Source organism: Streptomyces doebereineriae (genome assembly GCF_031845645.1).
GTDB classification, from domain to species: Bacteria; Actinomycetota; Actinomycetes; order Streptomycetales; family Streptomycetaceae; genus Streptomyces; species Streptomyces canus.
Genome location: NZ_JAVREZ010000003.1, coordinates 656,058 through 670,181, shown reverse-complemented (window position 1 = coordinate 670,181; position 14,124 = coordinate 656,058). Strand labels below are relative to the sequence as shown.

Below are 14,124 nucleotides of genomic sequence, written 5' to 3'. Positions count from 1 at the left end.
ACTTCTTGACGACTTGTTACCAGCAGGAGGAGCGATGGTGGATCAGGCTACGACCGACGTGGTGATACTCGGCGGCGGGCTCGCGGGTCTCACGCTCGCGGTCCAGCTCAAGAACGCCCGGCCGGAGACGGACGTGGTGATCCTCGACAAGCGGCAGGGCCTGGCGCCGGAGGCGGCGTTCAAGGTCGGTGAGTCGACGGTGCCGGCGGGCGCGCACTACTTCGCACAGACCGTCGGGATGAAGGAGCACCTGGAGAAGTTCCACCTGAAGAAGAACGGCCTGCGGTTCTTCCAGCCCGCGGGCGGCAACCAGGACCTCACCCGGCGCATCGAGCTCGGCCCGCGGGAGTTCCCCGCACACAACAACTACCAGATCGACCGCGGCCGGTTCGAGAACGAGCTGACCCGGATGGCGCTGGACGCCGGCGCCGACCTGCGCCAGGGCGCCGCGATCACCGACATCGAGCTGCGCGAGGGCGACCAGGACCACACGGTGTCCTACACGCAGGGTGGCGAGCAGCGTACGATCGCCGCCCGCTGGCTGGTCGACGCGGCCGGCCGCGCCCACTTCGTCAAGCGGAAGCTGGGCCTGTCCCGCGAGGTGTCGCACACCATCAACGCCTCCTGGTTCCGCCTCACCGGCGGCATCGACCTGGAGGAGTGGGGCACGGACGACCCGCGGTGGATGGCGCGGATGAACCGCCCCGGCATCCGCAAGTTCTCCACCAACCACCTGATGGGCGAGGGCTACTGGGTGTGGCTGATCCCGCTGGGCTCGGACCACATCTCGGTCGGCGTCTGCGCGGACCCGCGGATCCACCCGTACGAGGGGATCCAGACCTTCGAGAAGGTCCAGGAGTGGCTGCGCGCCAACGAGCCGCAACTGGCCGAGGTGGTCGACGGCCGCACCGGCGACGTCGCGGACTTCATCAGCCTCAAGGACTTCGCCTTCGGTACCGAGCGGGTGTACTCGCCGGACCGCTGGATGCTGGTCGGCGAGGCCGGCGCCTTCGCGGACGCCTTCTACTCTCCCGGCTCGGACATGATCGGCTACGGCAACAGCGTCACCACCGACCTGGTCAGCAGGGACTTCGCGGGCGAGGACATCACCGAACGGCTGGAGTTCTACAACGAACTCCACCTGCGCACCTTCGAGTTCGTGCTCTCCAAGGTCGAGGACCACTACCCGGCCTTCGGGAACCCGGCGGTGATGGTGCCGAAGCTGTGCTGGGACGCCATGCTCAACCACGTCGGCGTGGTGCTGACCTTCGTCAAGGACCGTTTCCTGGACTACGGGTTCATGCGGCGCGTGCGCGGCGACCTCGAGAAGCTGTTCACGCTCAACGACCGGATCCAGCAGATCTTCCGCGACTGGAACGAGCTGGAGAAGGTCGTCACCGACGGCCCCGCGGGCGCCTATGTGCCGGCCAAGGCGATCAAGGACAGCCACGCCACCCTGGTCGTCGACTACACCGACGACGAACTGGCCGCCGAGCTCTCCCGCGACGTCAGGGTCGCCGAGGCGCTGGCGGTCGCCGTCTTCCACCGGGCCGCCCGCAAGCTCGACGTCACCCCCGACCCGGAGGTGCCGGTGAACCCGTACGCGATCAGCCTGCGTCCCGACGACTGGCAGAGCGACGGTCTGTACAGCGGGCAGGTGCTGCTGACCCTGGCGCAGGCGGAGGAGATCTCCGAGGGCAGCCAGGGCCTGTTCGTCGACCCGCTGCTCGACGGTGCGGCATGAGCGAGCACCGCGCGGCGAGTGTGCTGCAGCCGGAACCGGCCCTGGTGGACCCGCAGGCGCTGCGCAGCGTCTGCGCCAACTGGGCCACCGGCGTCACCGTGATCACCACCGGCGCCACCGGGCGGACCGTGGGACTCACGGTGAACTCCTTCACCTCGGTCTCGCTCGACCCGGCCCTGATCCTGGTCTGTATCCACAAGGACTCGGGCGAACTGCCGGTGTTCCGGGGGACCGGCGCCTTCGCGGTCAACATCCTGGCCGCCGACCAGGAGGAGCTGTGCCGGTCCTTCGCCAGCCGGCACACCCGGCACAGCGTCGAGGCCGACACCCGGCCGGGGATCACCGGCGTGCCGGTGCTCTCCGATGCGCTGGCCTATCTGGAGTGCCGGATCGACCGTGAGGTGGACGGTGGCGACCACGTGATCGTCATCGGCGAGGTGATCGACCTGGCCGTGCAGCGCGAGGAGGGGCCGTTGACCTTCTTCCGCAACACCTTCCACCGGCTGCCGGCCGCCTCCTGAGCACCGAGTAGTGAGGAGAAGACAGATGCCCACCGCCGGGTTGTCCACCGCCGCGGCCGCATTCGCACCCGCCGCCGGCCGCCGCGCCGAGGCCTCCGAACGGGCCCGCGACGTCGACCCCGCCGTACTGAAGGAGATCGTCCGGGCGGGCTTCGCCCGGCACTTCGCCCCCGCGGCCGTCGGAGGCACCGCCGGTTCCTTCACCGAACTGGTGGAGGCGGTCGAGGTGATCGCAGGGGAGTGCCCCGCCAGTTCCTGGTGCGCCTCGCTGATCGCCTCGATCGCCCGGATGGCGGGGGCCTTCCTGCCCGAGCAGGGCCAGGCCGAGATCTGGGCGGCCGGCCCGGACGCGGTGCTGGTGGGGTCCGTGACGCCGTTCGGCACGGCCAGGCCGGCCCCCGGCGGCTGGCTGGTCCGCGGCCGCTGGCCGTACATCAGCGGCGTCGCCCACTCGGACTGGGCGCTGATGTGCGGCCTGGTGGAGACCGGGACGGGCAGTGAGGCGCGGCTGTTCGCCCTGCCGCGCTCCGCGTACCGCGTCGAGGACACCTGGCACAGCGTCGGCATGGCCGCCACCGGCAGCAACACCCTGGTCCTCGACGAGGTGTTCGTGCCCGAGCACCTCTCCTTCGACCGGGCCGACCTGTTCGCCGGGCGCACCAGTGAGGCCTGGGGCGGGGTGGCGGCGGCCTGCCACCGGGCCCCCCTCCAGGCGGTCAACGGTCTGATGTTCGCCGCACCGGCGGTCGGCGCCGCGCTCGGCATGGTCCGCACCTTCTCGGCGTACTTCGCCGAGAAGGTCGGCAACGCCCCGAACCTGCCCGGCACCACCGGGGTGCAGGGCGTACGGGGCTCCGCCGAGCAGGCGCTGGCCCGTTCGGCCGGCGAGGTGGACGCGGCCCGGCTGCTGCTGGGGCGGGCCGCCCGGCTCGCCGACGAGGGTGCCGTCGCCGGCCCGCTGGAAGCCACCCGGAACCTGCGGGACTGCGCCCTCGCCGTCGACCTGTCGGTGACCGCGGTGGACCGGCTGTTCCGCCAGTCCGGCACCCGGGGACAGGCGCTCTCCGGCCCGATGCAGCGGCTGTGGCGGGACGTCACCGCCATCTCCACCCATGTGGCGCTGCAGTTCGAGCCGGCCGCCCGGGGCTGGGTCGACCAGGTGCTCAAGGCCTGACCCCCCGCTCATGCGTAACGCCCGGGTGCCGGGACCTCCATCGAGGTCCCGGCACCCGGGCGTTACGCATGGCAGAGGGGCCGATCAGTAGTTGCCGAGGCCGCCGCAGACGTTCAACGCCTGCGCGGTGACCGCCGCGGCGCCCGGGGAGACCAGATAGGAGACCATCGCGGCCACCTCGCTCGGCTCCACATAGCGGCCGAGCGGCACCCGGGTGGTGATCCGGCTGTGCGCCTCCTGCTCGTCCACACCCCAGATCCCGGCGTAGTGCTCGCGCACCCGCTCGGCCATCGGGGTCTCCACGAAGCCCGGGCAGACCGCGTTGACGGTGATGCCGGTCCTGGCCAGCTCCAGGCCCAGCGACTTGGAGAAGCCGACCACGCCGTGCTTGGAGGCGGTGTACGGCGCGGCGTGCACCACGCCCTGCTTGCCGCCGGTGGAGGCGATGTTGACGATGCGTCCCGTGCCGCGCTCCAGCATGCCGCCGCCGGTCAGCGCCGCCTTGGTGACCAGGAAGACGCTGTTCAGGTTGGTGTCGATGACGTCGAACCACAGCTCGTCGGGCACCTCGGCGGTGGCGCCGCCGCCCGGCCGGCCGGCGTTGTTGACCAGCACGTCGAGCCGCCCGTAACGCTCGACGACGGCGGCGACCAACGCCCGTACCTGCTCGGGCGAGGTGACGTCGCAGGTGCTGCCGTCGACGTCGAGACCTTCGGCGCGCAGCTCGGCGAGGGTGTCCTCGAGGGTCTTGGCGGTGCGGGCGCACAGGTAGACGGCGTAGCCCTGGCGGGCCAGGGTGCGGGCGATCTCGTGGCCGATGCCGCTGGTGGCACCGGTGACCAGCGCGACTCGGCGCTCGGTGGCGGTGGAAGTCGATGTGTCCATGCACCCCACCGTCGCCGTCCCGCCTCGCGCCCCGGTCGAGCCCCGCTCCAGACCGGCGGCGAGGGCGTTGAGCCGGTCTCGACCGGGGCTCTTGGGCGTGATTGAAGACTGAGCGCAATCAACGGTCGCGTGAAGGAGTTCGAGGAGATGGAGTCGACCGGCGTCAGCGCCGAGTTGTACGCAGAGGTTCTTCAGTACTACGCGCGCCAGATGCAGGCGCTGGACGCGGGCAAGGTGGAGGAGTACGCCGACACGTTCACCGACGACGCCGTCTTCGGCCACACGCCCGGCCGGGAGCCGGCGCGCACCCGGGGCGGCATCCTGTCCGACCTCTACGAGGTGCGCGAGAGGCTCGCCGCGGACCCGCAGCAGCGGCGCCACATGTTCACGATGGTCGACGTCGAGCAGCTGGCGGACGGCCGGCTCCGCAGCACCTGCTACGCGCTGGTGCTGACCACCCGCCCCGGCGACGGTCCGCAGATGGTCCGCAGCTGTGTGGTGCGCGATGCCCTGGTCCGCGAGGACGGGCGGCTGCGCAACCAGGAGCGGCTCGTCGACCACGACGGTTTCTGAGAGAGGGGGTTGGGATGAGCCGACGAGTGGTCATCACCGGCATCGGCGTACGCGCCCCGGGTGGCCGGGGCACCAAGGAGTTCTGGGATCTGCTCACCGCGGGTCGTACCGCGACCCGGCGGATCAGCTTCTTCGACCCGTCGCCGTACCGGTCGCAGATCGCCGGCGAGGCGGACTTCGACCCGGTGTGGGAGGGGCTGAGCCAGCGGGAGATCCGCCGCATGGACCGGGCGACCCAATTCGCCGTGGTCTGCGCCCAGGAGGCCGTGCATGACAGCGGCCTGGACTTCGCGGGCATCGACCCGGCGCGGATCGGCGTCACCCTGGGCAGCGCGGTGGCCGCCGCGACCAGCCTGGAGCGCGAGTACCTGGTGCTGTCCGACTCCGGCCGCAACTGGCTGGTGGACAGCGAGGAGTGGCTGTCGCCGCACATGTTCGACTACCTCGCGCCGAGCGTGATGCCGGCCGAGGTGGCGTGGAAGGTCGGCGCGGAGGGACCGGTGTCGCTGGTCTCCAACGGCTGCACCTCCGGCCTGGACGCGGTCGGGCACGCCCTGCAGCTGATCCAGGAGGGCTCGGCCGACGTCATCGTGGCCGGTGCCACCGACACCCCGATCACCCCGATCGTGGTGGCCTGCTTCGACGCGATCAAGGCGACCACCGCCCGCAACGACGAGCCGGAGACCGCCTCCCGCCCGTTCGACCGTTCCCGCACCGGCTTCGTGCTCGCCGAGGGTGCCGCGGTGTTCGTACTGGAGACGCTGGAGTCGGCCCGGCGCCGCGGCGCTCCGATCTACGCCGAGGTCACCGGCTACGGCACCCGCTGCAACGCCTACCACATGACCGGCCTCAAGCCGGACGGCCGGGAGATGGCCGAGGCGATCCGGGTCGCCATGAACCAGGCCCGCATCGACCCGACCGCCGTGGACTACATCAACGCCCACGGCTCCGGCACCAAGCAGAACGACCGCCACGAGACGGCCGCGGTCAAGCGCGCCCTCGGCGACCACGCGTACCGCACGCCGGTCAGCTCGATCAAGTCGATGGTGGGCCACTCGCTGGGCGCCATCGGCTCGGTGGAGATCGCCGCCTGCGCGCTCGCCATCAAGAACGGCGTGGTGCCGCCCACCGCCAACCTGCACGAGGCCGACCCCGAGTGCGACCTCGACTACGTACCGCTGACCGCGCGGGAGCGGGACGTGCGGACCGTGCTGACGGTCGGCAGCGGCTTCGGCGGCTTCCAGACCGCGATGGTGTTGCAGCGTCCGACGGGGGAGAGGGAATGACCAGGACCGTAGTCACCGGGATCGGCGCGCTCGCCGCCAACGGCCTCGGCACCCAGAAGTACTGGGCCGCCACCCGGGAGGGCCGGCACGGGCTCGGCGAACTCACCCGGTTCGACGTGCGGACGTACCCGGCCACACTGGCCGGTGAGATCCGTGGCTTCGACGCGGCAGAGCACCTGCCGGACCGGCTGCTCCCGCAGACCGACGTCTCCACCCGGTACGCGCTGGTCGCGGCCGGATGGGCACTGGAGGACGCCAAGGTCGACCCGGCCAGCCTGGTCGACTACGACATGGGCGTGGTCACCGCCAACGCGCTCGGCGGCTTCGAGTTCACCCACCGCGAGTTCCACAAACTGTGGACCGAAGGCCCGCAGACGGTCAGCGTCTACGAATCCTTCGCCTGGTTCTACGCGGTGAACGCCGGTCAGATCTCCATCCGGCACGGCATGCGCGGCCCCTCCAGCGCCCTGGTCACCGAGCAGGCCGGTGGCCTGGACGCCGTCGGCCATGCCCGGCGCACCGTGCGCCGCGGCACCCCGCTGGTCGTGGCGGGCGGCGTGGACTCCGCGCTCGACCCCTGGGGCTGGGCCTCGCAGATCGCGGGCGGCCGGCTGTCCACCGGCACCGACCCGGACCGCGCCTACCTGCCCTTCGACCGGGACGCCGGCGGTTACGTCCCCGGCGAGGGCGGCGCGCTGCTGGTCCTGGAGGACGCCGAGGCGGCGCTGCGCCGCGGCGCCCCGGACATCCTCGGCGAGATCGCCGGCTACGCCAGCGGCTTCGACCCCGCGCCGGGCTCCGGCCGGCCCCCGGCGCTGCGCCGCACCATCGAGGCGGCACTCGCCGACGCCGGGGTGACGGCCGGCCAAGTCGACGTGGTCTTCGCCGACGCGGTCGGTGTGCCCGAGCTCGACCGGGCGGAAGCGGCCGCGCTGCGCGCGGTGTTCGGCACGGGCGCGGTGCCGGTGACCGCACCGAAGGCCGCGTCCGGCCGCACCTACGCGGGCGGCGGCGCGCTGGACGTCGCCACCGCGCTGCTGTCGATCCGCGACGGCGTGATCCCGCCGACCGCCGGCACCCACGAGGTGCCCGCCGAGTACGGCATCGACCTGGTCCGCGACCGGGCCCGCGACGCGGACGTACGCACCGCACTCGTGGTCGCCCGCGGTCTGTGGGGCTTCAACTCGGCCGTCGTCGTCCGCGCCTGGGACGCCGACGCCACCAACGACCTTTCCTGAGGAGACAGTTGTGAACATCACCGTGGACGAGATCCGCCGTATCATCATCGCCAGCGCGGGCGCCCCCGAGGCCGGGGTCGTCGAGGCCGACTTCGCCGACACCTCCTTCGACGAGCTCGGCTACGAGTCGCTGGCCCTGATGGAGACCGCCTCCGCGATCGAGCGCGAGTTCGGCGTGTCGGTGCCGGACGATCTGCTCTTCGAAGCCCGTACGCCGCGTGATCTGGCCGAGCTGGTCCGCTCCGCCAAGGAAGCCGCCGCCGCATGAGCCCGCGCACCCGAGAAATGGAGCACAGCCGGGTGGTGCGCGCCCCCGCCGACCGGCTGTACGCGCTGGTCGCGGACGTGAGCCGCTGGCCGGTGCTGCTCGGGCCGTGCCTGTGGGCACGGCAGATCGAGCGGCACGGCGCCGACGAGCGGATCGAGCTGTGGGCGCAGACCAACGGCAAGGTGGCGACCTGGACCTCCCGCCGCACCCTGGACCCGCGGTCCCTGCGGATCGCCTTCCGGCAGGACCGCTCCACCGCGCCGGTCGCCTCGATGTCCGGTGACTGGTCCTTCCATCCGGCCGGCGACGGCCGGACCCGGATCGTGCTGACCCACGCCTTCACCGCCGTGGACGACGCACCCGAGGCGCTGGAGTGGATCGCCGAAGCGGTGGACCGCAACAGCGTCCAGGAGCTGGCCGCCCTCGGTGATTTCGCCGAACGCCCGCATCCGCTGGAGCAGTTGGCCTTCTCCTTCAGCGACAGGTTGGAGGAGCCCGGGGTGGACCCGGCCGATGTCTACGACTTCGTGCACCGGTCGGACCTGTGGCCCGAGCGGCTGCCGCACGTCGGCCGGGTCGACCTCACCGAGGACCCGGCGGGAGTGCAGCGGATGGAGATGGACACCGTCACCTCCGACGGCCGTACCCACACCACCGCCTCGGTCCGGCTGTGCGTGCCGGGCGAGCGGATCGCCTACAAGCAGACCGTGCTGCCCGCCCTGTTGTCCGGGCACAGCGGCCGCTGGGAGTTCGAGAAGTCGGACGGCGGCACCGCGATCGTCTCGCACCACACCGTGGCGGTCGACCCGGCCGCCGTGGAGCGGGTGCTCGGTGAGGGAACCACCTTCGAGCAGGCGTGCGCCCACGCCCGCGACACCCTGAGCGCCAACAGCCGCGCCACCATGGGGGCGGCCTGCGCGTACGCGGCATCGGTGGTGCGGCGCCCATGACCCCGACGCCGAAGCTGGTCGGTCTCGCGCTGTCACCGGACGCCGAGGCCGACCGGGTGTGCATGGTCGCGGGCGACCGCTCGCTGACCCGGCGCCAGGTCCGGCGCGAGGTGGCCCGGACCCGGGCCGTCCTCCTCGATCACGGCCTGGCCCCGGGCAGGCGGGTGCTGGCGCTGCTCGACCACGGGCCGGAGGCGGTGTTCTTCCTCGCCGCCGCCAGTTCGCTGGGCCTGCGCCTGCTGATGCCCTACGGCCTGCAGGCGGCGGCGCTGCCCGAGTGGCTGTCCATCGCGGACGCCGCCGAGCCCGACGTGGTCCTGCACTTCAAGCGCGACCGGACCGGCCTGGACGTGCTGCGCGAGCGCTGCGCCACCGTGGTGGAGCTGCCGTTCCCCACCGGCGAGGCACCCGAGGCGGAGATGGAGGTGGAGGTGCTCCACTCCGAGCCGGTGGAGCACTTCCTGACGCTGTTCACCAGCGGCACCACCGGCAAGCCGAAGGCGATCAGCGTCAACGAGGCACACATCGTCGCCAGGATCGGCTGGGTCACCCGGACCATGGGCTACGGCCCGACCGCCCGGATCTTCATGACCGGCCTGATGAACAACACCACTGGGGTGATCAACTCCTTCGGCGCGCTGCTGCACGACGCCACCGTGGTCTTCCCGGAGACCCCGGACCCGGCGCAGTGGCCGGCCCAGGTGGCCCGCCACCGGGCCACCCACCTGGCACTGCGCCCGGTGGCGCTCAAGCAGTTCGTGGCCGCAGCGGCCACCGGCGAGGACGACCTGTCCTGCCTGCGGGTGGTCTCCTACGGCGGGGCGGCCGTCCCCAGGGCGGTGCTCGAGCAGGGCCGCGCACTGCTGCGGTGCGACTGGATCCAGGGCTACGGGCTGACCGAGACCTACGGCCCGTTCTGCTTCCTGGCCGAGCAGGGCCACGCCGAAGCCCGCTACCTCAAGCACGTCTACTGCATCGGCCGGCCCGACGACTCCCTGACGGTGCGTCTGGAGCCGGTGGCCGGCCACCCGGACGGGGTCGGCGAGATCTGGGTCCGGGGCGACTCGGTGATGGAGGGCTACGTGGACGTCGCCACCGGTGTGATCCAGCCGGTCGGCGAGTGGCTGCGCACCGGCGACCTCGCCGAGTGGAGCCCCGACGGCGACCTGGTCCTCAAGGGCCGGCTCGCCGGGGTGCTGCTCAGCGAGAACGGCCACCGCATCTACCCCGAGGAGATAGAGGCGGTGCTCGCGGACACCCCGGGCGCGGACGAGGTGGTGCTGGTCGGCCTTCCGAACCCGAACGGCCCGCACGAGCTGCCGGTCGCCTGCCTGTGCGGCCCGATCGGTGAGCGCGGCGACGAGGAGTTGCGCGAGCTGGTCACCGCCGAACTGCGCCGCGCGCTGGCACCGGAGAAGTGGCCCGACCGGATCTGGGCCACCTCTGAGCCGTTCGCCCGCAGCGCCAACGGCAAGATCATGCGCGGTGAGGTGGCCGCGGCCGTCGACCCGGCCCGGGTCGTGCTGCTGAAGGGCGGCTCCGATGACTGAGACCACGGAGCGCCTGCGGGTGCCCGAGCACATGTACCGCGCGCTCGGCTATCTCTTCCCGCGGCTGATGTTCCTCAACGCGCGCTACGCCCCGCAGGTGCACTGGGGCGACATCGCGGCGGCGCTGGACGGCTTCCCCACCGACGACCTGGACCTCGCCTCCGCCGGGTTCTGGGACCTCTGGCGCGAGCGTTGGACCGACCGGGCGGAGAGCTACACCGCCCTCGCCGAGGCGTCCGGCACGGTGGCCGGGCGCAGCCGCGCGCTGCGCGGTGCCGCGGCGGCCTACCACTGGGCGGAGTTCCAGTACTTCGACGACCGGACCGTCAAACAGCGGCTGCGGCAGCGCATCCGGGACTGCTTCCTGGGCAGCCTGGCGGGCACCGACCTCCAGGTCACCGAGGGGTCGCTGCCCGGCACCGGCGGGGGCTACTGGGTGCTGCGCACCGAGGCGATGCGCGCATCGGGCGAGCCGCTGCCCGCGGTGGTGCTCTCCAACGGGCTGGACTCCGCCACCGAGGTCGAGGTGGTGGCGCTGGCCGAGGCCTACCTCGAGCGCGGGATCGCCGCGGTGCTCTTCGAGGGCCCGGGCCAGGGGCTGCGGCTGGGCCGCACGCCGGTACTGGTGGAGATGGAACCGGTGGTCGCCGAGCTGCTGGAGAAGCTGCGCACCGAGCCGGGGATCGCCGCCGACCGGCTGGCCTTCGCCGGCATCAGCTTCGGCGGCTACCTGGCGCTGCGGGTGGCCCGAGAGCTCGGTGAACACTTCCGATGCGTCGTCAACTTCGGCGGCGGACCGGCGATCGCCAAGTTCGACGGCCTGCCGCGCCGACTGAAGGACAACTTCCGGTTCGCCTTCGGCGCCGAGCCGGGCACCGACCTGCAGCCGCGCTTCGACGAACTGGCGATCGACCCCGGCCCGGCTCCGGCCACCGAGGTGGTGAGCATCTGCGGCGCGCTGGACGACATCTTCCCGATCGAGGGGCTGTACGACCTCGACCGCGCGTGGTCGGACCGGCACTCGCTCGAGGTGCACCCCAGGGAGGCGCACACCAGCCTCAACCTGATCAACTCCTACACCCTGCGCACCGCCGACCTGGTCACCGAACGGCTGGCCGATCGCGCCTGACCGGGCACGTTCACCAGGGGCCTGTCCGCCGGGATCGTCGGCGGGCAGGCCCTCGGCGTTCGTCCGGGCACCCTCGTACGAAACCGTCCTCGTCAGCGGCTCTCGGCGAGGGTGGCCTCGGACGTGAGGAGCCCGGGGTGCAGGTCGCCGGCGAGTCCGGCGTGCGCGAAGACCCGCTTGAGCAGGGTGACGAAGGTCCGCGCCTCCTCCGGCTCCAGTCCGCCGAGCAGGCGGGTCTCGAAGCCGCTGATGAGCGACTCGGCCTCGGTGTGCAGCTCGCGGCCGGCCGGGAGCACATGGACGGCATGGGCGCGACGGTCGGTGGGGTGGCGGCGGCGCTCCACCAGGCCGCGCCGCTCCAGCTCGTCGACCAGGCCGACCATCACGTTCCGGTGCACGTTCAACGGTCCGGCGAGCTGGTGCTGACTGAGGCCGTCCTTCTCGATCAGCAGGTCGAGCAGGCCGAACTGGCGGGGGTGGATGCCCAGGGGCGCGAGCACGTCGACGAGCTGCTCCTGCACATGGGCGCTGAGGTGGGTCACCACGCAGGCGGGGTGGTCGAACAGCGATGGGGTACTCACGCCCGCCATGATACCTCCGAGGAATTATCACCTTGAGGGATAGTCACTCGATGTGCATACTTGTTCCGTGACCCAAGACATCTCCGCATCTACTCCCGCCGCCCCGCCGCAGGAAGCCGCGGGTGGCACCGCACCCGACCCGAAGCGCCGCCTGGCCTTCGCGGTCGTCCTGATCGCCGGATTCATGGACCTGGTCGACACGACGATCGTCAACGTCACCGTCCCGAGCATCCAGCGCGACCTGCACGCCGACTTCGCCCAGATCGAGTGGGTCATCGCGGCGTACGTGCTCTCCTTCGCCGCCCTGCTGATCCTCAGCGGCCGGCTCGGCGACATCTTCGGACGCAAGCGCGTCTTCCTGATCGGCATGGCCGGCTTCACGATCGCCTCGCTGCTGTGCGGCGTCGCGGTCAACCCCGAGATGCTGATCGTCTCCCGGTTCGTCCAGGGCGCCATGGCAGGCCTGATGGTCACCCAGATCCTGGCGATCCTGCACGTGGTCTTCCCGCCGGGCGAGCGCGGCAAGGCGGTCGCTATCTTCGGCGCGGTCACGGGTTCCTCCGCGGTCTTCGGCCTCGCCCTCGGCGGCGTGGTCGTGCAGTGGAACCTCTTCGGCTGGGAGTGGCGCCCGATCTTCCTGGTCAACGTCCCCGTCGGGATCGCCGCGCTGATCGCCGGCGCCCTGGTGATCCGCGAGTCCCGCGCCCCGCAGCGCCCCAAGCTCGACCTGCTCGGCATGCCGCTGGCCCTCGCCGCCGTCGCGCTGCTCGTCTACCCGCTCACCGAGGGCCGCCGCCTGGGCTGGCCGGCCTGGACCTACGGCATGATCGCCGGCGCCCTGGTGCTGCTCGCGGTCTTCCTCGCCTACGAGAAGCGCCGCTTCGCCAAGGTCGGCTCCGCGCTGGTCGAGTTCGGGGTGTTCCGCTCCCGCTCGTTCTCCATCGGCATGGCGGTGTGGTTCCTGTTCTGGATCGCGGTCGGCGGATTCTTCTTCGTCTGGACGCTCTTCCTGCAGCAGGGTCTCGGCTGGACGCCGATGCACGCCGGCCTGACCGCCGCCACCTTCGCCATCGGGGTGGGCATCGGCGCGGGCAACGCCCCCGACAAGCTGGTCCCCAAGTTCGGCCGCAACGTGCTGGTGGCCGGCGGCATCGTCAACGCGATCGGCTTCGTCGCCTTCTCCGTCCTGGTCGCCCACTACGGCCACAGCCTCGCGTCCTGGCAGATCATCCCGGTGCACATCGTCTCCGGCATCGGCTTCGGCCTGATCGTCGCGCCGACCCTGGACCTGCTGCTCGGCCAGGTCCCCGGCGAACAGGCGGGCAACGCCTCGGGCCTGCTGAACACCGTCCAGCAGCTCGGGATGGCGCTCGGTGTCGCGCTGACCGGCGTCGTCTTCTTCGCTCAGGTCGCGGGCGCGTCCGGTGACGCCGCCGACGAGGCCGCCCCGGCGCTGAAGTCCGCCCTCAGCAGTGCCGGCGTCACCTCTCAGGACCAACTGCTCGCCGACTTCCGCACCTGTGTGCAACAGCGCGCCGACTCCGTCGACCCGAGCGAGGTCCCGGCCGACTGCCGCAAGGACGACCCCAAGGTCGCCGGCGCCTTCGGCGGGGCCATCGCCCGCGCCGACTCGGTCAGTTACTCCTCCGCGTTCCGTACCGTCCTGCTGCTGGACGCCGGCATCCTGGTGATCGCCGCCGCCGGCTTCCTGACCCTGCCCAAGCACTCGCGGCCCGCCGACGCGGCCGCCGTGAGCCCCGAGCCCACCGAGGTGACGGCATGAGCAACGAGAAGAACGTCCTGGTCCTCGGCCGAGAGCGGCATCTGGTCGACGCCTCCACCGGCATCATCGAGGCCAACGGCTTCCACGCGGTGGGCGTGACCCGTGACGAGGAGGCGCTCTCCCTGCTGGACACCGGCCGGTTCATCGCGGTCCTGGTGGGCAGCGGCGTCGAGTGGGAGTCCCGTCCGCCGGTGCGTGAGCACGCCGCTCCGCACGGCACGGTGGTCCTCGAGGCGCAGCGCGTCCCGATGCAGACCGTCCAGGAGCACGTCAGCCATGTGATCGTCCCGAAGCTGCGCCAGATCGCCTGACCACCACCACACCAGGGCCCCGGATCCGACCGCCCCCCGACGGATCCGGGGCCCGGCCACGCTCTGGGGGTATCCCGGCATCCGGCGAGAGACCCCACATCGTCATACCGCCCAGCCTCGGCGTGCGGACA

At 71.8% G+C, this 14,124-nt stretch carries 14 protein-coding genes; 12 read left to right on the top strand and 2 right to left on the bottom strand.

Annotation, left to right across the window (positions count from 1 at the left end):
• Positions 1-34 precede the first annotated feature (34 nt).
• The 3 genes from RNB18_RS12645 to RNB18_RS12635 are packed head-to-tail and all read left to right on the top strand — an operon-like array spanning position 35 to position 3,439.
• Entirely contained in the window at positions 35-1,744 is a 1,710-nt protein-coding gene (locus RNB18_RS12645) for an NAD(P)/FAD-dependent oxidoreductase (RefSeq protein WP_311714195.1), read from the top strand.
• On the top strand, positions 1,741-2,265 hold the full coding sequence (locus RNB18_RS12640; RefSeq protein WP_311714194.1) for a flavin reductase family protein: 525 nt from the start codon (positions 1,741-1,743) through the stop codon (positions 2,263-2,265). Before RNB18_RS12645 ends, RNB18_RS12640 begins: the two co-directional genes overlap by 4 nt.
• Before the next feature lie 25 nt (positions 2,266-2,290).
• Positions 2,291-3,439 carry an acyl-CoA dehydrogenase family protein gene (locus RNB18_RS12635; protein WP_311714193.1) on the top strand — a complete coding sequence of 383 codons (1,149 nt, stop codon included), beginning with the start codon at positions 2,291-2,293 and terminating at the stop codon, positions 3,437-3,439.
• A gap of 84 nt (positions 3,440-3,523) precedes the next feature.
• Here the strand turns inward: RNB18_RS12635 and fabG are convergent, their stop codons facing one another.
• On the bottom strand, positions 3,524-4,324 hold the full coding sequence (fabG, locus tag RNB18_RS12630; RefSeq protein WP_311714192.1) for a 3-oxoacyl-ACP reductase FabG: 801 nt from the start codon (positions 4,322-4,324) through the stop codon (positions 3,524-3,526).
• 129 nt (positions 4,325-4,453) lie between these two features.
• On the opposite strand from fabG, the gene RNB18_RS12625 reads away from it, so the two are divergent.
• The 7 genes from RNB18_RS12625 to RNB18_RS12595 are packed head-to-tail and all read left to right on the top strand — an operon-like array spanning position 4,454 to position 11,318.
• Positions 4,454-4,897, top strand: coding sequence for a nuclear transport factor 2 family protein (locus RNB18_RS12625; protein WP_311714191.1), 444 nt, complete (start codon positions 4,454-4,456; stop codon positions 4,895-4,897).
• A gap of 14 nt (positions 4,898-4,911) precedes the next feature.
• Positions 4,912-6,183 (top strand): beta-ketoacyl-[acyl-carrier-protein] synthase family protein, encoded by a 1,272-nt coding sequence (locus tag RNB18_RS12620; protein WP_311714190.1) that lies wholly within the window; start codon positions 4,912-4,914, stop codon positions 6,181-6,183.
• Positions 6,180-7,421 carry a ketosynthase chain-length factor gene (locus tag RNB18_RS12615; protein ID WP_311714189.1) on the top strand — a complete coding sequence of 414 codons (1,242 nt, stop codon included), beginning with the start codon at positions 6,180-6,182 and terminating at the stop codon, positions 7,419-7,421. Before RNB18_RS12620 ends, RNB18_RS12615 begins: the two co-directional genes overlap by 4 nt.
• Positions 7,422-7,431: 10 nt before the next feature.
• Positions 7,432-7,689 (top strand): acyl carrier protein, encoded by a 258-nt coding sequence (locus RNB18_RS12610; RefSeq protein WP_311714188.1) that lies wholly within the window; start codon positions 7,432-7,434, stop codon positions 7,687-7,689.
• Entirely contained in the window at positions 7,686-8,639 is a 954-nt protein-coding gene (locus RNB18_RS12605; protein ID WP_311714187.1) for an aromatase/cyclase, read from the top strand. The genes RNB18_RS12610 and RNB18_RS12605 overlap by 4 nt, the downstream gene beginning before the upstream one ends.
• Complete coding sequence (locus tag RNB18_RS12600; RefSeq protein ID WP_311714186.1) at positions 8,636-10,189, top strand: class I adenylate-forming enzyme family protein; 1,554 nt, start codon at positions 8,636-8,638, stop codon at positions 10,187-10,189. Before RNB18_RS12605 ends, RNB18_RS12600 begins: the two co-directional genes overlap by 4 nt.
• On the top strand, positions 10,182-11,318 hold the full coding sequence (locus RNB18_RS12595) for an alpha/beta hydrolase family protein (RefSeq protein ID WP_311714185.1): 1,137 nt from the start codon (positions 10,182-10,184) through the stop codon (positions 11,316-11,318). Before RNB18_RS12600 ends, RNB18_RS12595 begins: the two co-directional genes overlap by 8 nt.
• Positions 11,319-11,410: 92 nt before the next feature.
• Here RNB18_RS12595 and RNB18_RS12590 read toward each other — a convergent pair whose 3' ends face one another.
• Complete coding sequence (locus RNB18_RS12590; protein WP_266381507.1) at positions 11,411-11,899, bottom strand: MarR family winged helix-turn-helix transcriptional regulator; 489 nt, start codon at positions 11,897-11,899, stop codon at positions 11,411-11,413.
• Between the two features lie 67 nt (positions 11,900-11,966).
• Here RNB18_RS12590 and RNB18_RS12585 point away from each other — a divergent pair, with 67 nt between their 5' ends.
• The gene (locus RNB18_RS12585; protein WP_311714184.1) at positions 11,967-13,682 is read left to right on the top strand and encodes an MFS transporter; all 1,716 of its coding nucleotides are present in this window, start codon (positions 11,967-11,969) and stop codon (positions 13,680-13,682) included.
• Positions 13,679-13,993 (top strand): hypothetical protein, encoded by a 315-nt coding sequence (locus RNB18_RS12580; RefSeq protein ID WP_057613871.1) that lies wholly within the window; start codon positions 13,679-13,681, stop codon positions 13,991-13,993. Before RNB18_RS12585 ends, RNB18_RS12580 begins: the two co-directional genes overlap by 4 nt.
• Positions 13,994-14,124 lie beyond the last annotated feature (131 nt).